The 23,667-nt window shown below is 77.9% G+C and carries 5 protein-coding genes (1 of these 5 running past the window's edge); 1 reads left to right on the top strand and 4 read right to left on the bottom strand.

Annotated elements, in window-relative coordinates; genetic code table 11:
* Position 1: 1 nt before the first annotated feature.
* Positions 2-424: an aspartate 1-decarboxylase gene (gene panD, locus ABZ881_RS02610; RefSeq protein WP_344024390.1), complete on the bottom strand. Its 423-nt coding sequence runs from the start codon at positions 422-424 to the stop codon at positions 2-4.
* A 154-nt stretch (positions 425-578) separates the two neighbouring features.
* On the opposite strand from panD, the gene ABZ881_RS02605 reads away from it, so the two are divergent.
* Positions 579-1,562 (top strand): ABC transporter substrate-binding protein, encoded by a 984-nt coding sequence (locus ABZ881_RS02605; protein ID WP_358481240.1) that lies wholly within the window; start codon positions 579-581, stop codon positions 1,560-1,562.
* 61 nt (positions 1,563-1,623) lie between these two features.
* Here the strand turns inward: ABZ881_RS02605 and ABZ881_RS02600 are convergent, their stop codons facing one another.
* The 3 genes in view from ABZ881_RS02600 to ABZ881_RS02590 are tightly spaced (each overlapping or abutting the next) and all read right to left on the bottom strand, a layout consistent with a single transcriptional unit that may run on beyond the window.
* The gene (locus tag ABZ881_RS02600) at positions 1,624-12,036 is read right to left on the bottom strand and encodes an amino acid adenylation domain-containing protein (RefSeq protein ID WP_358481238.1); all 10,413 of its coding nucleotides are present in this window, start codon (positions 12,034-12,036) and stop codon (positions 1,624-1,626) included.
* Positions 12,033-21,161, bottom strand: a complete 9,129-nt coding sequence (locus ABZ881_RS02595) for an amino acid adenylation domain-containing protein (protein ID WP_358481237.1) — start codon at positions 21,159-21,161, stop codon at positions 12,033-12,035. Before ABZ881_RS02595 ends, ABZ881_RS02600 begins: the two co-directional genes overlap by 4 nt.
* A protein-coding gene (locus tag ABZ881_RS02590; protein ID WP_358481235.1) for an amino acid adenylation domain-containing protein crosses the window boundary here: on the bottom strand, positions 21,161-23,667 show its 3' end. 18,127 nt of this gene lie beyond the right edge of the window; the window shows 2,507 of its 20,634 coding nt (coding positions 18,128-20,634); its start codon lies off the right edge, out of view — the gene reads right to left on this strand; its stop codon occupies positions 21,161-21,163. Before ABZ881_RS02590 ends, ABZ881_RS02595 begins: the two co-directional genes overlap by 1 nt.

Genomic DNA, 23,667 nt, shown 5'->3' with positions numbered 1-23,667 from the left:
CTCAGGCCTGCGCCAGCGAGCGGCCGGACTGCTGGCCGGGTGCGCCGGGCACCGGTGCCGCCGGGTCCGATCCGAGATGGACCTGCCGGTTCCGCTCGTCCACATGCACCACCGACGGCCGGTGCGCCGCCAGCTCGTCGGCCTCCAGCGCGACGTAACTCATCAGGATGACCAGGTCGCCGGGGTGCACCAGGTGCGCCGCCGCGCCGTTGATGCCGATCACCCCGCTGCCGGCCTCGCCGGTGATCGCGTAGGTCTCCAGGCGGGCCCCGTTGGTGATGTCCACGACCTGCACGAGCTCACCCTCGCGCAGGTCGGCCGCGGCCATCAGGTCCGCGTCTATCGTGATCGACCCGACGTAGTGCAGGTCGGCCTGGGTCACCGTGGCCCGGTGGATCTTGCCGTTCAGCATCGTGCGGCGCACACCCGTCTCCATTCTTTTAGGCGTGCCTAACCTAAGTTGTCGGCGGCGGCGGGACAATGTCGAAAGCTCGGGTCCGTTGTGGCTTCAGCCTCGCCAACCCTAAAGTAAGGCTTACTTCATCCAGCGGCCAGCGCCGCCCAGACCGAGGTGTCCCATGACTCCCCTCCCCGACTCCCCCCGCCGGTCGCGCGCGACCGGCCGGGGGATCGCCGCCGCCGTCCTGACGTCGGCGGCCCTCCTGCTCGTCTCCGCCTGCGGCAGCGCCCAGACCGACGCGCCCGCCGAGCCCGCCGCCGGTGACGGCACCCGGACGGTGCAGTCCGCCCGTGGCCCGGTCGAGATCCCCGAGACCCCGCAGCGCATCGTCGCCGTCGACTACATCTCGCCGGAGATCCTGTTCGACCTGGAGGCCCCGCTGGTCGGCGCGCTCGACCTGTCCTCGGGCGCCGACGGCGAGAAGTACTCCACGATCACGGCCGTCGGCAACGACTCCGGGGAGCTGAACTTCGAGCAGCTCGCCGGGCTGGACCCGGACGTGATCATCGGCAACGAGATCGAGAACGAGGCCGCCTACGACCAGCTCGCGCAGATCGCGCCGACGGTGCTGTTCAGCGACGGCGGCACCGACTGGAAGGCGACCGTGAACACGGTCGCCGAGATCGCCGGCAAGACCGCCGACGTGCAGAGCCGCGAGCAGGCCTACCAGACCGAGGTGGAGCGGCTGCGCGGCGAGTTCGGCGACGCGATCGGCGCGTCCGGCGCCTGGGCCGTTGCCGGCACCTACGACGGCGCGAGCTGGTACGTCTACGGCTCGGACACCGGCCCGAACACCGTCCTCACCGATCTCGGCGCGACGCTCGCCCCGGTCGCCGAGGAGGTCAGGGCCGACCCGAACACCTTCACCCGCACCCTCGAGCAGCTCGACGCGCTGCAGTCGGCACAGGTGATCCTGTTCGACGACCTGGGCCCGCCGGTCACCACCGAGGGCGCCGCCGCGACCCTGCAGGCGGACCCGCTGTTCTCCGGGCTGCCGGCCGCGCAGGCCGGGAAGGTCTACCCGGGCACGTACAACGTCGTGACCTACGGCCAGGCGGAGAGCGTCCTGCAGCAGCTGGCGCAGATCCTGCCGCAGCTGTAACACCCGGCACCGCATGAAGGGACCCCGCCCGCCGGGCGGGGTCCCTTCCGCGTGCCCGGGATCAGCCCGCCGCGAGCCGCTGGGCCAGCAGGCGGCCCACGGTGTCCAGCGCGGCGCCGGACAGCACACCGCCGTGCCGGCAGTCCACCGGGTGCACCTGCACCGCGCCGGTCAGGTGCCCGGCCCAGTCCGCCGAGGCGGGACCGGACGGTGCGGGCAGGTCCGGCTCCGGCACGGTCGCGTCCACACACAGCGCCGGCGCACCGACGACGCCGTAGTCGGCGCCGGCCAGCAGCCGGCCGGCGAGCAGGTGGCTGCGCAGCATCGCCGTCACACCGTCGGCGCCCAGGCCGGCCGGGTCGCCACCGGCCTCGCGCAGCAGCACCGCCGCCCGGGCCACTGTCGGCACCTCCTCCGGTGCGGTCGGCCGGCCCAGGTCGGTGAGCAGCTCGGCGAGCGCCGCCGGGCCCTCGGGCCGGGACGACGCTCCGGGGTAGCGCACCCGGGCGTCGAGCAGCACCAGCAGCTCCACCCGCTCCCCCGCCGCCTCCAGCAGCTCGGCCATCCGGTGTGCGACGTTCCCGCCGAACGACCAGCCCAGCAGCCGGTACGGGCCGTGCGGCCGGCGCTCCCGCAGCGTGGCCAGGTAGCCGGCGGCGAGCGCCCCCAGGTCGTCGGGCCCGGTCGCCGCGGGATCGGCGAGCAGCGGGGACTGCAGGCCGAGCAGGCCGGTCCCGGCGGGCAGGTAGCGCTCCAGCGCCCGGTACGGCCAGGCCGAGCCGCCCGCCGGGTGCACGCACACCAGCGGCGGGCCGGACGTCCCGGGCCGCAGCTCGATCAGCGGGGCCAGCGCCGATCCGGCGCCGGACGCGCCGCGGGCCAGCAGGCGGGCCATCGCGGCCGGGGTGGGTGCGGCGAACAGGTCCGCCACGCCGGGCCGGACGCCCAGCCGCTCGGCGATCTTCCCGGCGAGCGCGACCAGCAGCATCGAGTGCCCGCCGAGCGCGAAGAAGTCGTCGTCGGCGCCGACCGGGCCACGGCCGAGCACCTCGCCGACCGCCTCGGCGAGTGCCTGCTCGACCGGCCCGGCCGGGGCCCGGCCGGGGCCGCCCGCCGGCTCGTCGGGCAGCGGCAGCGCGCCCCGGTCGATCTTGCGGGTCGCGGTCTGCGGGAACCGGTCGAGCACCATCAGCACCGACGGGACGACGGTCGCGGGCAGCCGGGCCGCCGCGTGCGCGCGGACCTCGCCGGGGTCCGGCGGGGCGGCCGGATCGGCCGCGGTGAGGTAGCCGACCAGCCGCGGGCCGGTGTCACCGGGCACGGCGAGCACCACGGCGCGGCCGACCGCCGGGTGCCCGCCGAGCACCGACTCGAGCTCGCCGAGCTCGATCCGCACGCCGCGGATCTTGACCTGGTGGTCGGCCCGGCCGAGAAACTCCAGCTCGCCGTCGCGGGTCATCCGGAACAGGTCGCCGGTGCGGTAGAGCCGCCCGCCGGGGGCCTCCGGGTCGCCGGCGACGAACCGTTCGGCGGTGAGCCCGGGCCGTCCGTGGTAGCCGCGGCGCACCCCCTCACCGCCGACGTAGAGCTCCCCGGCGACGCCCGGCGGGACCGGCCGGAGCCGGTCGTCGAGCAGGTGCAGCCGGACCCCGGCGAGCGGCGCCCCGACCGGCGGCGGGCCGGTGACCGGCGCGTCGACCGGGCCGGAGGTCGACCAGACGGTGCTCTCGGTCGGGCCGTAGAGGTTGTGCAGCCGGCCGGTGCGGGCGACCAGCTCGGCGGCCAGCGGGGCGCTCAGCGCCTCCCCGCCGACCAGCGCCGTCGTGCCGGGCAGGGTCAGTCCGGTGTGCTCCAGCAGGGACTGCCACACGGTCGGCGTCGCCTGCAGCACGGTCGGTGCGATCGCAGTGATCCGGGCGGCGAACCGGTGCGGGTCGCGCACGTCGTCGCGGTCGGCCAGGTGCACCGACGCGCCGCGGGTGAGCGGGGCGAGGATCTCCAGGATCGACGGGTCGAACGACAGCGTGGTGTGTGCCAGCACCCGGTCGTCCGGGCCGATGCCGAGATCCCGGACGGCCGCGTCGAGGTAGCTCGCCAGCGAGCGGTGCGCGATCACCACGCCCTTGGGCCGGCCGGTGGAGCCGGAGGTGTGCACCACGTAGGCGGCCTGCAGCGGGTGCACCGGCGCCGGGTCGTCCGGGTCGGCGTCGGGCAGCCCGGCCGGCCACTCCCGCTCCCAGTGCAGCACCGGACCGGTGCCGGCGGGCAGCCGCTGCGCGGCGGCGCCGGCGGTCACGGTGAGCACCGGGTCGGCGTCGGCCAGCACCAGCTCCAGCCGGGCGGCCGGGAGGTCCGGATCGAGCGGGACGTACCCGGCGCCGGCGTGCAGCACGCCGAGCAGTGCGACCACCATCCGCAGATCGCGGGGCAGGGCGAGCGCGACGAGCTGCTCGCCCGGCCCGATGCCCCTGGCGCGCAGTGCGGCGGCGAACCCGGCGACCGCGCGCAGCAGCTCGCCGTAGCCAAGGACGCCGTCCGGGCCGGTCACGGCGAGCGCGTCCGGCCGGGCCGCCGCGGTCGCGGCGAACCGCACCGGGAACGGCGGGCCGGGATCGGCGTCCGGGCCGGTACCCGCCCGGTCGGCGAGCGCGATCTCGGCCGGGGTGCGCAGCTCGACCGCGCCGATCCTGGTGTCCGGATCGGCGGCGACGGCGTCGAGCAGCCGGGCCAGCCGGTCGCCGATCCGCTCGGCCGTCTCCTCGTCGAACAGGTCGGCGGCGTACTCCACCGATCCGGCCAGCCCGGCGCCGGGACCCATCTCGGACACCGTCACGGTGAGATCGAACTTGACCGCGGTCACCTCGACGTCGTGCGCCTCGAGCTCGACACCGGGCAGGCCGCCGGCGCCGGTGTCGCGGGCGTTCTGATGGACGAGCATCGTCTGGAACAGCGGGTGCCGGGCCGCCGAGCGGGCCGGGTTCAGCTCCTCGACCAGCCGCTCGAAGCCGATGTCGGCGTGCGCGTAGGCGTCCAGGTCACCGGCCCGCACCCGGCCCAGCAGCTCCCGGAACGTCGGGTCGCCCGCAGTGTCGGTGCGCAGCACCAGGGTGTTGACGAAGAAGCCGACGAGCTCGTCGAGCGCGGCGTCGGTCCGCCCGGCGATCGGCGACCCGACGACCACGTCAGTGCCCGCCCCGAGCCGGGTGAGCAGTGCGGTGAGGGCTGCGTGCACCACCATGAACCCGGTCGCGCCGGACCCGGCGGCGAGCTCCGCCAACCGCCGCGCGGTGTCCGCGCCGACGGTGAAGCGCACCTCGCCGCCGCGGCCGGACGCCACCGCCGGGCGCGGCCGGTCCCGGGGCAGCTCCAGTTCGTCGGGCAGCCCGGCGAGCCGGTCCCGCCAGTACCGGACCTGCTGCTCCGCCTCCGGCCCGGCGAACAGCTCGCGCTGCCAGAGCGCGTAGTCGGCGTACTGCACCGGCAGCGGCGCCCGGTCCGGGGCACGGCCGTCGAGCCGGGCCGCGTACGCCGTGGCCAGGTCGCGCAGCAGCGGCCCGGTGGACCACTCATCGGCCGCGACGTGGTGCAGCAGGGTGACCAGCACCGCCGATCCACCGCCGGTGGCGCGGACCAGCCGGACCCGCAGCGGCTGCTCGGCCGCCAGGTCGAACCGGTGCGCGGCCTGCTCGGCGGCGACCGCGTCGACCCGCTCCGGTGCGACGTCGAGCACCGCGAACGGGGCGGGCGTGCCGGCCGGGAGGATCCGCTGCACCGGCCGCGGCCCGTCCAGCGGCAGCACGGTGCGCAGGATCTCGTGCCGGTCGGTGAGGTCGCCGACCGCGGCGGCCAGCGCGTCCGCGTCGAGATCGCCGCGGATCCGCGCGGTCAGCGGGATCGTGTACGCCGCGGCCGCGCCCTCCTCCAGCCGGTCCAGGAACCACAGCCGTTCCTGGGCGAACGACAGCGGCACCGCGGCCGGGCGGGCCCGCGGCCGCAGCGCCGGGCGGGCCGACGCGGCGCCGTCCAGCAGCGCGGCCAGTCCGGCGACGGTCGGTGCGGTGAACACGTCGCGCACCGACAGCTCGGTGTCCAGGGTCGCCCGGATCCGGGACACCAGCCGGGTGGCGAGCAGCGAGTGCCCGCCGAGCGCGAAGAAGTCGTCGTCCGCGCCGATCTCGTCGAGGCCGAGCACGTCGGCGAACACCGCGGCCAGCGCCGTCTCCCGGGCACCGCGGGGCGCCCGGCCGGTGCGGCCGTCCCAGGCCGGTTCGGGCAGCGCGGCCCGATCGACCTTGCCGTTCGCGGTGACCGGCAGGACTTCCAGCAGGACGACGGCGGCCGGCACCAGGTGCTCGGGCAGCCGCTGCGCGGCCCAGGCCCGCAGCCCGGCCGCATCGACCGGGTCCGGACCGGCCGGTCCGCCGCCGGGCTCGTGCCGCACGACGTGCGCGACCAGTGCCGTCGAGCCGGCCGGGGTGCGGCGCAGGGTCACCGCGACCCGACGCACCGCGGGATGCCCGGCCAGCTCCGCCTCGACCTCCTCCGGGGCGACCCGCATGCCGCGGATCTTGACCTGGTGGTCGGCCCGGCCGACGAAGTCCAGGCTGCCGTCGGGTGCCCAGCGTGCCAGGTCGCCGGTGCGGTAGAGCCGTTCCCCGGGCGGCCCGAACGGGTCGGCGACGAACCGGGCCGCGGTCACCCCGGGCGCCCGCAGGTAGCCGCGGCCGAGCAGGAACCCGGCCGCGTACAGCTCACCGGTCACGCCGGGCGGGACCGGCCGCAGCCGGTCGTCGAGGACGTAGAGCCGGGTGTTCGGGTTCGGCCGCCCGATCGAGGTGGCGATCCGGTCGGCGCCGTCGGTGTAGACGACGTGCGAGACGCCGATGGTCGCCTCCGCCGGGCCGTAGCCGTGGTACAGCGTGGTGCGCAGGTGAGCCCGGAACCGGTCGAACAGGTCCGGGGTGAGCACCTCGCCGCCGCACCACACGTGCCGCAGCCCGGTGAGCAGGCCGTCGCCGCCGGCCCGGTCCAGCTCCAGCAGGGCGTCCAACATGGACGACACCAGGTAGACGAAGGTGACCCGCTCGCGGGCGATCAGCCCCAGCAGCCGATGCGGCTCGCGCTCGTCGCCCGCGGCGGCGAGCACCAGTCGGCCGCCGGTGACCAGCGGCAGCAGGATCTCGTTGATCGAGATGTCGAAGGCCAGCGGGGCCTTGAACAGCGACGCGTCCGACGGGCCGCCGAACCCGAGCAGCCCTGCCTGCCAGCGCAGCCGGGCGCTGATCGCCTCGTGCCGGATCATCGCGCCCTTCGGCGCGCCGGTCGAACCGGACGTGAAGATCACGTAGGCGAGCCCGGCCGGGTCCACATCGGATGCCGGCGGGGCGAGGTCCGGCGACGGTGCGTCCGGGCCGGTGCCGATCCGGGTCACGAGCTGGGCGACGCCGCAGTCGTCCGGCCACGGCTCGGTGACCAGGGTGGCGACCGCGCGGGCGTCGGCGAGCACCGCGGCCCGGCGGGCGGCGGGCCAGCCCGGGTCGACCGGCACGAACGCGCCACCGGCCCGCAGCACCGCGAGCAGCCCGACCACCATCTCCGCGGAGCGGGGCATCCCGATGCCGACCACCCGTTCCGGGCCGACACCGGCCGCGACCAGCCGGTGCGCGAGCGCGGCGACGTGCGCGTCGAGCTCGCGGCGGGTGAACCGGCGGTCGCCGTCGACCAAGGCGATCCCGTCCGGGGCGACGGCGGCGCCGTCGTCGAGCAGCTGCAGCAGGGTCTCCGACACGACCGGTGCGGCGGTGTCGTTCCAGGTGTGCAGCACCCGTTCGCGCTCGCCGGGACCGAGCACGTCGACGGCGCCGATCCGGGTGCCCGGATCGGCCGCGACCGTGGCCAGCACCCGCTGCAACCGCTCCACCAGCGCCTGCGCCGTGCCGGCGTCGAACAGGTCGGTGGCGTACTCCAGCAGACCGTCCAGCGGGCCGCCGGGTGCGGCCTCGCCGACGGTGAAGGACAGGTCGTACTTCGACGTCGTGGTGGGCACCGGATGCGGTTCGGTGCGGGTCCCGGGCAGCCCGAGGTCCTCGCCGGCCGCCGCCGCGACCGTGACCATCACCTGGAACAGCGGGTGCCGGGCCGCCGAGCGCGGCGGGTTCAGCTCCGACACCAGCTGCTCGAACGGCACCTCGGCGTGCGCGAACGCGTCCAGGTCGGCCCGGCGCACCCGGTCCAGCAGCTCGCCGAACGTGGGATCGCCCGCGGTGTCGGTGCGCAGCACCAGGGTGTTGACGAAGCAGCCGACGAGCTCGTCCAGGCCGCTGTCCGGACGGCCGGCGACCGGGGAGCCGACGACGACGTCGGTGCCGGCGCCGGACCGCGTCAGCAGCACCGCGACGGCCGCGTGCACCAGCATGAACAGCGTGACCCGGTGCTCGGTGGCGACCGCACGCAACCGGCGCGCGGTGCGCCGGTCGAGCGTGAACCGCACCTCGTCGCCGCGCTGCGAGGCGGTCCGCCCGCGCGGCCGGTCCCGCGGCAGGTCCAGCTCGTCCGGGAGGCCGGCGAGCGCGGCCCGCCAGTACCCGAGATCGTCAGCGGCCGGCTGCTCGCGCAGCCAGAGCGCGTAGTCCGCGTACTGCACCGGTAGCGGCGCCCACCGGGGCGCCCGCCCCGCGCACCGGGCGGCGTAGGCGGCGCCCAGGTCGCGCAGCAGCGGCTCGGTGGACCACTCGTCGGCGGCGACGTGGTGCACCAGCAGCACCAGCACCGAGGAGTCCGCGCCGGTGCGCAGCAGCGCCGCCCGGACCGGGATCTCCCGGGCCAGGTCGAAGGCGTACCCGACGGCGTCCTGCACGGCGGCCTCGATCCCGCTGCCGCCGGCCGCCGCACCGTCCGCCCCGGACCGGCCGACGGTGCGCTCCACCAGCTCCGGCCGGCCCCGGTCGGCGGGCAGCACGACCTGGTACGGCTCGCCGTCGTGCTCGGCGTAGACGGTGCGCAGCACCTCGTGCCGCGCGGTGAGATCGGCCAGCGCGGCGCGCAGCGCGTCCGCGTCGACCGGGCCGGTGAGCCGGGCGACGAACGGGACGTTGTCGGTCGCCGAGGCGCCCTGCATCCGGTGCAGGAACCACAGCCGCTCCTGGGCCGGGGACAGCGGCAGCCGCTCCGGCCGCGGACGGCGGCGCAGCGCGGGACGCCGCGGCGCCCCGGAGCGCCCGGCGGCCAGCCGGGCCAGTCCGGCGACCGTCGGCGCGTCGAACACGTCCCGCACGGCCAGCTCGACGCCGAGTGCCTCGCGGGCCCGCGACGCCAGCCGCACCGCGAGCAGCGAGTGCCCGCCGAGCGCGAAGAAGTCGTCGTCGGTGCCCACCCGGTCGACGCCGAGGACGCCCGCGACCAGGCCGGCCAGGGTCTCCTCGGTCGCGGTGCGCGGGCCGCGGCCCGCGCCGGCCGCCGGGAGCGGCAGCGCGGACCGGTCGACCTTGCCGGTACCGGTGACCGGCAGCTCGTCGAGTACCAGGACGGCGGCCGGGACCAGGTGCGCGGGCAGCAGCCGGCGCAGGTGGTCGCGCAGCTCGGCGCCGATCGGGGTGGTGCCGGGGCGGGCGACGGCGTAGCCGATCAGCCGGGGCCCGGCCGGATCGGCTGCCGGACCGGGCGCCGGACCGGGCGCGGGATCCACCGGCGGGCTGGTCACGACGGCCTCGGCCTGGGCGACGGCCGGGTGCGCGGCCAGCGCGGCGGCGACCTCGGCCGGTTCCACCCGGATGCCACGGACCTGGGCCTGGTCGTCGGTGCGTCCGAGGAACTCCAGCACCGGTCCGCCGGCCCCGGCACGCTGCGCCAGCCGCACCCGGTCCCCGGTCCGGTAGCGACGGGCGCCGCCGGGCCCGGCGACGAAGCGTTCCGCGGTGCGCGCCGGATCGCCGTGGTAGCAGCGGGCCAGCCCGCCGCCGCCGATCACCAGCTCGCCGGGCGCACCGTCCGCAGCCGGGCGCAGCAGCGGGTCCAGCACCTGCACCGACGTCCCGGCGACCGGGCCGCCGATGTGCGGCGGGCCGGGGGTGATGCGGGCGACGGTGGCGTCGACGGTGGTCTCGGTCGGGCCGTAGAAGTTCAGCGCGGTGGTACCCGGCTCGGCGGCGAGCCGGTCCCACAGCGCGCCGCCGACCGCCTCGCCACCGGTGCCGACCAGCTGCGGGACCGGCCCGGCCGACCGGTCCAGCAGTCCGGCGTCGAGCAGCTCGCGCAGCAGGGTGGGGGCGGCGTCGACGTACCCGGCGGTGGACGCGCGGCTCTGCGCGACCAGCGCGGCCGGATCGCGGACGGTCTCGGTGCCGGCCAGCAGGCAATGGTGCCCGGCGAGCATCCAGAGCACCGGTTCGAGGGCGGCGTCGAACACCAGCGGGGCGGACGCCAGCACGGTCACCGGCTCCGGGGGCATCCGGTCGGCGTGGTGCGCCGCCCACAGCGCGAGCACCGCGGCGTGCGGCACCGTCACGCCCTTCGGCGTGCCGGTGGAGCCGGAGGTGAAGATCGTGTACGCGGCGTTGCCGGGATGCAGGTCCGGCACCATCCCCGGAGCCGGAGCCGGAGCCGGAGCCGGAGCCAGGGCTGTGGCTGTCGGATCTGCCGCGGCCGAGACCGCCGCGGCCGGGACCGGCCGCGCACCGGGTGCCGGGTCGAGCACGGCGGGCCGGGGGACGTCGCGCCCGAGCATCCCGATCGCCTCGCCGACCGCGGCCGCGTCCGGACCGGCCAGCACCGCGACCGGCCGGACCGCGGTCAGTAGCCCGGCCAGCCGGGCCGCCGGGAACCCCGGATCGGCCGGGACCAGCACCGCACCGGCCCGCCACACCGCGCACCAGGCGACGACGGCGTCCACCGTGCGCGGCAGCGCCACCAGCACCGCCCGCTCGGGGCCGGCGCCCGCGGCGGCCAGCCGGGCGGCGAGCGCGTCGGCGGCGGCCAGCAGCCCGGCGAAGTCCAGCCGGTCGCCGTGCCCGCCGGCCGGGCCGCTCAGCGCGGTCGCGTCCGGGGTGCGGGCGGCCTGGCGGGCCAGCAGCTCGCCGAGGGTGCGCGCCGGGACGGGCACCGGCTCGGCGTGCAGCGCGCCGCGCTCCCCCGGCCCGCGCAGGTCGAGTGCGGCGACCGGGGTGTCCGGCCGCTCCGCGATCGCCGCCAGCGCCCGCTCGGTGCGGGCGGCGAGCCGGGCCGCCCGCTCCGGGGTGACGGCGTCGGCGCGATGGTCCAGCCACACCGACAGCGTGTCCCCGGTGCCCTCCGCGGTGAGCGTGACCGGGTAGTTGGTGTCGTCCACACCGGACACACCGGTCACCCGGAGCCCGGCGCGGGCCTCCGCGGCCCGGACCGCGTCCAGGTCCACCGGGTAGGTCTCGACGACGGTGAGCGTGTCGAACAGGTCGGTGCCCGGCATCGCCGCCGAGCGGGCGATCTCGGCGAGGCCGAGGTGCTGGTGCTCCAGCAGCGCCGCCTGCTCGTCCTGCACCCGGCGCAGCAGCGCGTCGAGGGTGTCGGTCGACCGGATCCGGACCCGCACCGGCACCGTGTTGACGAACAGCCCGATCATCGACGCGGCGCCGGGCAGGTCGGCCGGGCGCCCGGACACCACGGCGCCGAACACCACGTCGGTCCGGCCCAGCTCGGCGGCCAGCACCAGCCCCCACGCGCACTGCAGCAGGGTGTTGACGGTGACCGCGGACCCGCGGGCCCGGCGGCGCAGCGCCGCCACCCGGTCCGGGCCGAGCGCCAGCGGCACCCGCGGGCCGGGCCTGCCCACCCGGGCGGCGCCGGGCGGGCCGAGCAGGGTCGGGCCGGGCAGCCCGTCCAGCGCGGCGGCCCAGGCCCGGCCGGCGGCGACGCCGTCCTTCGCGGCCAGGTACGCGAGATGGTCCCGGTACGGGCGGACCGGGGGCAGCCCGCCGGTGTCGCCGCCCGCGGCGTAGGTCTCCAGCAGCTCGCGGACCAGCAGCGGGGTGGACCAGCCGTCGAGCAGCAGATGGTGGTTGGTGACCAGCAGCCGCCACCGGCCGGGCCCGAGCCGGGCCAGCAGGCAGCGCAGCAGCGGCGGCCGGGCCGGGTCGAAGCGCTCCGCCCGGTCGGCGGCCAGCAGCGCCGCCCACTCGGCCTCCGGATCGGCGGCCGCGGCCAGGTCCCGCTCGGTCCACGGCAGCTCCACCGCGCGCGGCACCACCTGTACCGGCCGGTCCACCCCGTCGGTGACGAACCCGGCCCGCAGGTTCGGGTGCCGTTCCAGCAGCGCGGTCAGCGAGCGGCGCAGCAGCGCCGGATCGGCGTCGCCGCCGAGATCGACGGCCAGCTGCACGACGTAGACGTCCACGCCGTCGCGGTCGCCGTCCAGCCCGTCGAGGGCGAGCAGTCCCTCCTGCAGCGGGGACAGCGGCAGGATGTCCGCCAGCCCGGTGGTGCGTGCGGCCGGGGTGGCGCTCACGGAGCCCTCCAGAGGTTCTCGAGACGGTCGATCTGGGCCTGGTCGAGCCCGGGGACGAGCAGGTCGGACGGGGTGAGCCCGCCGGCGTCACCGGCGTCGGCGTGCCGGGCGAGCCCGTGCAGCGCGCCGGTCCAGGCGTCGGCGAGCGACCGGGCCTCGGCGTCGGTGAGCACGCTCGCGCAGTACGCCCAGCTCGCCCGCAGCGCGCCGTCCGGCCCGACCGCGGTGTCCACGGTGACGGTGTGCCGGGCCGGCAGCGCCGCGTCCGCGGCCCCGCCGAGCGCGGACGCCTCGGGCGCTCCGGACCAGGCGGCACCGGCGGCGCCGGGCGGGTCGAGCCGGCCCAGGTGGTTGACCAGCAGCTGCGGTGCGGGCAGCCCGGCCAGCGCCGGGCCGGACTCCGGATCGAGATGGCGGAGCAGCCCGTACCCGTCGACGGGGGCGGTGCGCAGCTGCTCCTTCACCTGCTTCACCAGCGCGCCGGCGGCCGGTCCGCCGTCGTCCACCGCGGCCGGATCGAGATCGCCGGTGTCGAGCCGGACCGGGCGCAGCGCGGTGAACCAGCCGACCGTGCGGGACAGGTCCAGCCCGGCGGCGTCCCGGCCGTGCCCCTCCAGGTCGACCAGCACCGAGGTGTGCTCCTCGCCGAGCTCGTCGCGCCGCCAGCGGCGGACCGCGATCGCGACGGCGGCGAGCAGCACCTCGTCCGGGCCGCACCGGTAGAGCAGCGGCAGCCGGTCCAGCAGCGCGGCGGTCGTCGCGGCGTCGACGGTGACGGTCAGCTCGCGCACCGAGGCGAGCGTGTCGGTGGCCGGATCGACCCGGCGGGTCCCCAGCGGCGGGTCCTCGCCGCCGAGCACGGCCAGCCAGCCGGGCAGCCCGGCCCGGGCGGCCGGGACCGCGCCGGACTGCATCAGGGCCCACTCCCGCCAGGTCACCGGCTCCGGATCGGGCTCGGTACCGGCGACGGCGGCGGCCAGGTCGGCGGCGATCACCCGCCAGGACACCGCGTCGATGCAGCTGTGGTGGGCGACCATCAGCAGCCGCCCGGTGCCGCCGGTGCCGGGCAGGTGCACCGCGCGCAGCAGTGGCCCGGTGAACGGGTCGAGCGCGTCCAGCTCGGCGGTCGCGGCGGCCCGCAGCTCCGCGGTGCCGGTGGGTCCGGGCGCGGCGATCCGCAGGACACCGCCGGTGCCGGTGCCGGTGCCGGGGGCCGGGTCGATGTGCAGCGCGCGCTCCGGGCCGGTCCCGGTGATCCGGGCGCGCAGCACGTGGTGCACGGCGAGCAGCCGGGCGAACGCGTCGCGCAGCACGGCCGGATCCAGCCCGGCCGGGGTGACGAGCACCCGGATCTGGGCGTACCGGGCGAGCGCGGTCGCGGCGTCCCCGGCGAGCAGCTCGGCCAGCATCGGGGTGTTCGGCACCGGACCGACCGGATCGACGGCCGGGCGCGGCGCCGGGGCGTCGGCGGCGTGCGCTGCGGCGGCCCGGGCCAGCTCGGCCGGGGTGCGCCGGGTGAACACGTCGCGCGGGGACAGCACCAGGCCGGCCGCGCGGGCCCGGCCGACCAGGCCGAGCGAGACGATGCTGTCCCCGCCGAGTGCGAAGAAGTCGTCGTCGGCGCCGACCCGGTCGACGCCGAGCAGGTCGGCGAACAGCCCGGCGAGCACCGCCTCCGGGCCCTGCCCGGCGGCCCGGCCGGCGCTGCCGGTGATCTCCGGTTCGGGCAGCGCGGCCCGGTCGAGCTTCCCGTGCCGGGTCAGCGGCAGCGCGTCGAGCAGCACCAGCGCGGCCGGGACCAGGTGGTCGGGCAGCGTGGCGCGGACCGCCTCGCGCACGGCCGCCGGGTCCGGGACGCGATCGGGTGCCGCGGTGAGGTAGCCGACCAGCCGGCGCACGCCCGGGACGTCCTCCCGGGCGACCACGGCGGCCTCCGCGACGTCCGGATGTGCCGTCAGTGCCGCGGCGACCTCGGCCGGCTCGATCCGGAAGCCGCGGATCTTCACCTGCTCGTCGGCGCGGCCGGCGAACTCCAGCGCGCCGCCGGCGCGGCGGCGCACCAGGTCCCCGGTCCGGTAGCGGCGGGTGCCGCCGGGTGCGGCGACGAAGCGTTCCGCGGTGCGCGCCGGATCGCCCCGGTAGCCGCGGGCCACCCCGGGCCCGCCCAGGTACAGCTCGCCGGTGACGCCGTCGGCGAGCAGCTCCAGCCCGGGCCCGCGCACCTCGGCGACGGTCCCGGCCAGCGGGGTGCCGATCACCGGCCCACCCGGACCGATCGGGGCGGTGACGGCGTCCACGGTGGCCTCGGTGGGGCCGTAGACGTTGACCGCGTCGGTGCCCGGGGCGGCGGCGAGATCGTCCCAGAGCGCCGGTGGTACCGCCTCCCCGCCGGTCACGACCAGCGACGGCCGGTGCGCTCCGGTGAGCAGGCCGGCGTCCAGCGCGGCCCGCAGGAACGACGGCGGCAGGTCGACGTGGTCGATCCGGTCCCGGCGGACGGTGGCGACCACCGCGTCCGGGTCGCCGAGCACGTCGCGCAGGTGCAGCTCGTGCCCGTCGAGCAGCCACAGCAGCGGATCGATCGCGGCGTCGAAGGAGAACGCGGCGCCGTGCAGCACGCGCAGCCGTCCGCGCCCGGCGTGCAGGCCGGCGCGGTGTGCGGCGAGCAGCCCGAGCACCGACGCGTGCTCCACCAGCACGCCCTTCGGCCGGCCGGTCGAACCCGAGGTGAAGATCAGGTACGCGGCGTGGCCGGGGTGCAGCGGTGCGCTGCGGTCGGCGTCGGTGAGCGGTGCCGGATCGGCCGCGGCGAGCCGGGCGCGCACCTGTGGTGTGTCCAGGACCAGCGCGGGCACCGCCGCCGGGACCCGGTGCGCGAGGTCGGCGGTGGTGACGACGAGCGCGGCACCGGACTCGTCGAGCAGCATCCGCAGCCGCTCGTCGGGCAGCGCCGGATCGACCGGCAGGTAGACCGCGCCGGCCGCCCAGCAGGCCAGCGGGGCGATCACCGCGTCGGCGGTGCGGGCCAGCAGCACCGCGACGGTCCGTTCCGGGCCGGTGGCGAGCAGCCGGGCCAGCCGGTGCACCCGCGCCGCGAGCTCCGCGGTGCCGAGCGCGCCGTCGTCGGTGACCAGCGCCGTCCGGTCCGCTGCGGTCGCGGCGAGCCCGGGCAGCAGGTCCCCGAGCAGCCGTTCCGGCACCGGCGCCGGATCCGGCCCGCGACCGGCGGCGACGATCCGGTCCCGGGCGGCGCCGAGCAGGTCGACGGTCGCGACCGCGGCCTGCGGATCGGCGGTGAGCGCGGCCAGCGCGCCGAGCAGCCGGCCGCCCCACTCCCGCGCGGCGGCCGGACCGACCACGTCGGGCCGGTACTCCAGGGACAGCAGCAACCGGCCGTCCTGCAGCGCGGCGGTGACGGTCACCGGATGCTCGGTGGCGTCCCGGCCGTGCACCGCGGACACCGTCAGCCCGGCGCCGGCCTGCGCCCTGGCCAGCGCCTCGGTGTCCACCGGGTAGCTCTCGAAGACGGTGAGCGTGTCGAACAGCTCCCGGCTACCGGCGGCCCGGCCGATCGCGGCGAGCCCGAGATGCTGGTGCTCCAGCAGCGCGGCCTGCTCGTCCTGCACCCGCCGGGCCAGCGCGGCCAGGGTCTCGCCGGGGCGCAGCCGGACCCGCACCGGGACCGTCTCCACGAACAGCCCGATCATCTCCTCGGCGCCGGGCAGGTCGGCCGGGCGCCCGGACACCACCGCGCCGAACACGACGTCGTCGCGGCCCAGGCCGCGGGCCAGCGCCAGGCCCCACGCCACCTGCACCAGGGTGTTCACGGTGACCCCGGTCCGGCGGCCGAGCGCGACCAGCGCCGCGGTCCGCTGCGCGTCCACCGGCAGATCGACGCGGTCCGGCAGCACCGGCTCCGGCGCCCCGCCGGGCGGGCCGAGCAGAGTCGGCCCGTCGAGATCGGCGAGTGCGGCCGCCCAGGCCCGCTCGGCGGCCGCGGTGTCCCGCGCGGCGAGCAGCCGCAGGTGCTCCCGGTAGGGCACCGGGGCCGGTCCGGTGTCACCACCGCCGGCGAGCTGCAGCAGCTCGCGGACCAGCAGCGGGGTGGACCAGCCGTCGAGCAGCAGATGATGGCTGGTGAACAGCAGCCGGTGCCGGTCCGGTCCGAACCGGACCAGGGTGAACCGCAGCAGCGGGGCGGTGCCGGGATCGAACGGGCGCGACCGGTCGGCGGCGGCCAGCGCGTCGGCGGCGGCGCCCGGGTCGGCGGCGCCGGCGAGATCGACCTCCCACCACGGGGCGGTGAGCCCGGGCGCGGCGACGACCTGCACGAAGCCACCGGCGGCCGACGGGTGCAGCGCGACCCGCAGGTTCTCGTGCCGGGTCAGCAGCGCGTCCGCGGCGGCCCGCAGCCGGCCCGGGTCACCGGTGAGGTCGTAGCTCCACTGGACGGTGTAGACGTCCGGGCCGTCGCCGATCGCCGCGGTGTGGAAGGCCATGCCCTGCTGCAGCGGGGTCAGCGGCCAGGCGTCGACGAAGCCGGGCCGGTCGCGCTCGAGCGCGGCCACCTCGGCCTGGGTGAGGCCGGTGGCGAGCAGGTCGGACGGGGTGCGCCCGCCGGCGTCCGCCGGGTAGCCGGCGTCGATCCCGGCGACGACGGCGTCGGCGAGCCGGTCCAGCTCGTCACCGGGCCGCAGCGCGGCAGGGGCGGTGAGGTCCAGGACGAGCTCGCCGCCGTCGAGCACCGCGTTGACGACCAGCGCGTGCGACACCGGGCGGCCCGGATCGGCCGATCCGCCGAGCGCCGCGGCCTCCGGGGCGCCGGTCCAGGGGGCCCCGGCGGGACCGTCGGCGTCGAACCGGCCCAGGTAGTTGACCAGTACCTCGCTGCGGTGCGCGGGCAGCCGCCCGGCCGCGACGAGCAGTCCGTGCCCGATGCCTCCACGGGGTGCGGCGCGCAGCGCCTCCTTGACCGCCGTGAGCCGGGTGACCGGGTCCGGCTGCGGCTCCAGCCGGACCGGACTGACCGAGGTGAACCAGCCCACGGTGCGGGTCAGGTCGGCGCCGGGGACCAGGTCCTCCTCGCGGCCGTGCCCCTCGACGTCGGCGGTGCGCACCGCCCGGCCGTCGGTCCGGTCCAGCGCGGTCGCGACCCCGGCGAGCAGCAGCTCCGCCGGTCCGGCCCGGAACCGGGTCGCGACCTGCAACAGCACCGCGGTCCGATCGGCCGGGACGGTGCGGCGCACGGTGTGGGCGGTGGCGACGGTGTCCCGCTGCGGATCGAGCAGCGGCCCCGGCCGCACGCCGTCGGTCACCGACCGCCAGTGGCCGAGCTCGCCGTCCAGCCCGTCGGCGGCGGCGCGGGCGGCGATCGCCCAGGCCCGGAACGAGGTGCCGACCGGATCGGGGGACGGCCGGTACCCGGCCGCGGCGGCCGCCACCGCCGCGGCCAGGTCGGCGACGAGGATCCGCCAGGACACCCCGTCGACCGCCAGGTGGTGCACGACCAGCAGGACCCGGCCCTCGATGCCGGGGCCGGCCGGGTAGTGCACGACGCGCAGCATGATCCCGCGCTCCGGATCGAGCCGGGCCGGGACGCCGAGCCCGTGCTCGCGGGCCGCCGGATCGCCGGGTGCCGCGGGCACCGTCTCGACCAGCATCGCGGCATCCACGGCGCCGGCTGCTGCGGTGCCGCCGGCCGGGCCGCCGGGTTCGGGCACGTCCAGCACCGGATCGGGGCCCGGGACGAGCCGGGCGCGCAGCAGGTCGTGCGTGTCCAGCAGCGCCTGCACGCCCGCGACCAGGTCGGCGGTGCGCAGGTCGGCCGGGGCGCGCAGCAGCCGCGCCTGGCTGGTGGCGCGGATCGGGCCGCCCGCGGTGAGCAGGTCGTGCGCGACCGGCAGCAGCGGCACCCGCCCGGTGCCGGCGACGCGCAGCGCGGGCGCCGCGTCCCCGGCGGGGGCGGCGAGCGCGGCGCGGGCCAGCGCCGCGACCGTGCGGTGCTCGAACACGTCCCGCGGGCGCAGCGTGAGCCCGGCCGCGCGGGCCCGGGTGACCAGCGCGATCGAGCTGATGCTGTCCCCGCCGAGGGTGAAGAAGTCGTCGTCGGCGCCGACCGTGCCCGTCCCGAGCACCCCGCCGACCAGGTCGGCCAGCACCGCCTCGACCGGGGTCGCGGGCGCCCGGCCGGATCCGGCCACCGGCGCCGGATCGGGCAGCGCCCGCCGGTCGATCTTGCCGTTGCCGGTCAGCGGGATCTCGTCGAGCACGACCAGCACCGCGGGCACCATGTGGTCGGGCAGCAGCGCGGCGGCGTGCGACCGGACCGCGGCCGGGTCCACCGGTGCCGGGCCGGCCGGCACCAGGTAGCCGACCAGCCGGGCGCCGGAGCCGTCGTCGCGGGCGACGACCGCGGCCCGCCCGACGTCCGGGTGCCCGGCCAGCGCGACCTCGACCTCGCCCGGCTCGATCCGGAACCCGCGCACCTTCACCTGGTCGTCGGCCCGGCCGAGGTGCTCGACGACGCCGTCCGGCCGGATCCGCCCGAGATCGCCGCTGCGGTAGCGGCGCGCGCCACCGGGCGCGGCGACGAACCGGGAGGCGGTCAGCGCGGGCCGGCCCAGGTAGCCGCGGGCGACCCCGGCGCCGCCGACGTACAGCTCGCCGGTCGCGCCGGGCAGCACCGGCGCCAGGCCGCCGTCGAGCAGCTCCAGGTGCAGGTCGGGGACGGGCCCGCCGATCGGGCTGCCGCCGGCCGCGGCGGACGCCGGGTCCAGCGGCCGGTAGGTGACGTGCACGGTGGTCTCGGTGATCCCGTACATGTTCACCAGCTGCGGCCGGTCCGGGTGCCTGCCGAACCAGCCGGCCAGGGTGCGCGGTTCGAGCGCCTCCCCGCCGAAGACGACGGTGCGCAGATCGGGCAGCCCGGCCGGGCTCGCGGCGTCGGCGGCGTCCAGCCCGGCGAACGCCGACGGCGTCTGGTTGAGCACGGTGACCCGTTCCCGGCGCAGCAGCGCGTGCAGCTCCTCCGGGGAGCGGGCGGTGTCGTGATCGACGACCACCACGGTGCCGCCGGTGAGCAGCGGGCCGAACAGCTCCCACACCGAGAAGTCGAAGGCGTAGGAGTGGAACAGGGTCCACACGTCGTCCGGGCCGAAGCCGAACCAGCCGCCGGTCGCGTCGAGCAGCCGGGTGACGTTGCCGTGCCCGACCACCACACCCTTCGGACGGCCGGTGGAACCGGAGGTGTGGATGACGTAGGCGGCGTGCTCGGGGTGCAGACCGGCCGGCACCTCGGGGACGTCCGGCGCGCCGGTCCCGTCCGGCCCGTCCGGGTCTGCGGTCCCGGGCAGGGTGACGACCGGGGTCCCGGCGAACCGGGCCGGATCGGTGCCCGGGGCGGCCAGCACGAGCAGCGGGGCGGTGTCGGCGAGGATCGCGGCGGTCCGCTCGGCCGGGTGGTTCGGGTCCAGCGGCACGTAGGCGGCGCCGCTGCGCAGCACGCCGAGTACCGCCGCGACCAGCTCCGCCGAGCGCGGCAGGTACAGCCCGATCCGGGTCTCCGGCCCGGCGCCGCGGGCGAGCAGCGGGGCGGCGATCCGGGCGGCCCAGCGGTCCAGCTCGGCGTGGCTGAACCGGCGGTCGCCGTCGACGACGGCGGTCCGCTGCGCGACCGCGGCGCCGTGCGCGGCGAGCAGCGCGGCCCGGGCCTGCGGGATCGTCGACGGGGCCCGGTCCGGGGCGGTCGCCCCGGGCGGCGGGGCCAGCGCGGCGGCCATGCGCTCGCGGTCGGCGGGGGTGTCGAGGCCGATCCGGCCGACCGGCGCCTGCGGGTCCGCGACCAGCGCCGACAGCGCGGCGACCGCGCGATCGGCCAACGTGCGGGCGGGCCCGTCGCCGACGACGTCGGGCCGGTACCGCAGCACCACCGTGAGATCCGGGTCCTGCTCGGCCAGCACCGTCACCGGGTAGTGAGTGGCGTCCCGGATCTGCCCGCCGGTGACCTGCAGCCCGGCCGCGGACTCCGCGCCGGCCAGCGCCTCGGCGTCCACCGGGTAGCTCTCCACGACGACCAGCGAGTCGAACAGCTCGCCCAGGCCGGTCTCCCGCTGGATCCGGGCCAGGCCGAGGTACTGGTGGTCCATCACGGCGGCCTGCTCGGCCTGGATCCGGGACAGCCAGCCGGCGACCGGCTCCCCCGGGCGCAGCGCCACCCGGACCGGCAGCGTGTTGATGAACAGGCCCAGCATCGACTCGATGCCGGTCACCTCCGGCACCCGGCCGGAGACGGTGGTGCCGAACACGACGTCGTCGCGGCCCAGGGTGCGGGCCAGCACCAGCGCCCAGGCCGCCTGCACGACGGTGTTCACGGTGACGCCGCAGGACCGGGCCAGCCCGGCGACCCCGTCGGCCAGGCCGGGCGGCAGCGGGACCGGCAGGGTGGCCGGGTCCCCGGCGGCCGGCGGCGCGCCCGGGGCGAGCAGCGTCGGCTCGTCCACACCGGACAGCGCGGCGCGCCAGCTCGCGGCGGCGGCGCCGGTGTCCTGTGCGGTGACCCAGCGCAGGTAGTCGCGGTAGGGCCGGACCGGCGGCGGGGTGCGGCCTGCGTAGTGCTCGAACAGCTCGCGGCCGAGCAGCGGCACCGACCAGCCGTCGAGCAGCAGATGGTGCACGGTCAGCAGGAAGCGGTGCTCGTCGGCGGCGGTGCGGGCCAGCGCCGCCCGCAGCAGCGGCGGCCGGGACAGGTCGAAGCGGATGCCGCGGTCGCGCGCGCACAGCAGCGCCCACTCGGCGCCCGGATCGGGCCGGTCGCGCAGGTCGTGCTCGGTCCACGGCACCTCGGCCCGCTCCGGGACCAGCTGCACGTACTCCCCGCTGCGCCGCGGCCGCAGGCACACCCGCAGGTTCGGGTGCCGGTCCAGCACGGCGGCCAGTGCGGCCCGCAGCCGGGCCGGGTCGAGCGCGCCGCGCACGGTCAGCTCGATCTGCACGGTGTAGACGTCCGCGGCGCGGTCGTCGTAGGACGCCAGGAACAGCAGCCCCTCCTGCAGCGGGGACAGCGGCAGCACGTCGGACAGGCCACCCCGCCCCGGTCGCTGCCCGGTCGCACGCGTCGGCGCCGCCATCACCAGTCCTCCGATCCCGAACCGAACTCTGCTTCGAACTCGTCCAGCTCCGCCTGCGACAGCCCACCGGCGGTGAGGTCGGACGGGGTGTGCCCGCCCGCCGCCGGATCGGCGGCGTGCGCGGCGAGCGCCGCCAGCGCGTCGGCGAACGCCCGGGACAGGTCGGCGATCTCGCCCTCGTCGACGGCGCCCGGCTGCCAGGCCCACACCACGGCCAGCTCCGGGCCGGCCGGGGTGTCCTGCGCGACCGCGGTCACCCGCAGCGCGTGATCGGCCGCCATCGCCGGATCGACGCCGCCGCCCAGCGCACCGGCCTCCGGTGCGCCGCTCCAGGCGCCGCCGTCCTCACCGGCGGTGAACCGGCCCAGGTAGTTCCACAGCAGGTCCGGCGCGCGGTCGCGCAGCTCCGGCGCGGTGGCCGGGTTGAGGTGGCGGAGCAGGCCGAAGCCGATCCCGCCGTCGGGTGCCGTGCGCAGCACCTCCTTGACGTGCTTCACCGCGGCACCGGCGGACGGGCCGCCGGCCAGCGCGTCGGCGACGTCGATCCCGGCCAGGTCCAGCCGGACCGGGAACAGCGTGGTGAACCAGCCGACGGTGCGCGACAGGTCCGCGCCCGGCACCAGCTGCTCCTCCCGGCCGTGCCCCTCCAGGTCGACGACCAGGCCGTCGGTGCTGCCCGGCTCGTCCTTGCGGGCCCCGGCGACGGCCAGCGCCAGCCCGGCGAGCAGCACGTCCCCGGCGCCCGCGTGATAGAGCGCCGGCAGCGCGGTCAGCAGCGGCCCGGTCACCTCGGCCGGGATCCGGGTGCGCTGCAACCGCTCCGCACCCGCCAGGTCGACGGCCGGATCCAGGTCCCGGCGGGCCAGCCGCAGCCCGGGCCGGGCGACGACGTCGCGCCAGTGCGCCAGCTCGGCCAGCCTGCGGCCCGCCCCGGCCTCGGCGACCAGGGCGCGGGCCCACTGCCGGAACGGGGTCGGCACCGGCTCCGGGGCGGGCGTCGCGCCCCGGGCGAGTGCGGCGACCGCGTCGGCCAGGTCGGGCACCAGCACCCGCCAGGACACCCCGTCCACCGCCAGGTGGTGCACGGCCAGGAACACCCGGCCCTCCCGGCCGGGGCCGCGGTCGAACCAGACCGCCCGCAGCATCCGCCCGGCCCGCGGGTCCAGCTCGTCGAGCACCGGAGCGACCAGGCCGGTCCAGCCGTCCCGCCAGTCCGCATCGGACCAGCCGGACACGTCCACCCGGGACACCGTGCCCGGCGGCAGGCCGCGCTCCGGCGGATCGACGACCAGCTCGTCGCCGGTGAGCCGGGCGCGCAGCATGTCGTGCCGCGTGACCAGCGCCGTCACCGCCGCCGCGAGCAGCCGCTCGTCCAGGCCGGCCGGGGCGCGCAGCAGCCGGGCCTGCGCGTAGCGGCCGATCGGGCCGGGCCGTTCCAGCAGGTCCCGCATGATCGGGGTGAGCGGCACCGGCCCGGTGCCCGGCTCGGCCGGCGCCGCCGCGCCCTCCGGCTCGGCGACCGCGGCCAGCGCGGCCGCGGTCCGCTCGGTGAACACCTGCCGCGGGGTGATCCGCAGCCCGGCCGCGCGGGCCCGGGCGACCAGCCCGATCGCGACGATGCTGTCGCCGCCGAGGGTGAAGAAGTCATCGTGCGGGGCGACCTCGTCGAGCCCGAGCACGGCGGCGACGATCCCGGCGAGCACCGCCGCCGTGTCACCGCGCGGCTGCGCCGCGGGCTCCGGCGCCGGGGCCTGTTCCGGGGTCGCTCTGCTCTGCTCACCAGGGGCGGGCAGCGCGGACCGGTCGAGCTTGCCGTTGGCGTTGCGGGGCAACTCGTCGAGCACCAGCACCGCGGACGGCACCAGGTGCGCGGGCAGCCGCGCCGCGACGTGCTCGCGCAGCTCCGCCGGATCCGGGGCCGGGCCGCCGGCCGCGGGCACGACGTAGCCGAGCAGCCGGGCACCGGCCGGACCGGTGGACGCGACCACCGCCGCCGTCCCCACCGACGGATGGGTGGACAGCGCCGCCTCCACCTCGCCGGGCTCGATCCGGAAACCGCGCACCTTCACCTGGTCGTCGGAGCGGCCCAGGTACTCCAGCTCGCCGTCGGCGCGCCAGCGCACCACGTCACCGGTGCGGTACAGCCGCCCGCCCGGGGAACCGGCCGGATCGGCGACGAACCGGGACGCGGTCAGCCCTGGCCGGTTCAGGTAGCCGCGCGCGACGCCGACGCCGCCCAGGTACAGCTCGCCCGTGGTGCCCACCGGGACCGGGGTGAGCGCGGCGTCGAGCACCAGCGCGCGCAGGCCGGGCAGCGGGCGGCCGATCGGCAGCCCGGCCGCCCGGGCGGGGCCGCCGTCGTCCCGCCAGACGGTCGCGTACACGGTCGCCTCGGTCGGGCCGTAGGCGTTGCGGACCTCGACGCCCGGCCCGAACCGGGCCCGGACGGCGTCGAGCAGCGGGCCGGGGAACGCCTCCCCCGCCAGCACCACCGACGCCGGTTCGG

It is taken from the genome of Pseudonocardia sp. NPDC046786 (genome assembly GCF_040645415.1).
In the GTDB taxonomy this organism is placed as follows: Bacteria; Actinomycetota; Actinomycetes; order Mycobacteriales; family Pseudonocardiaceae; genus Pseudonocardia; species Pseudonocardia kongjuensis.
Note: the sequence above shows the minus strand (reverse complement) of the source record. Positions and strands in the feature narration are given on the sequence as shown.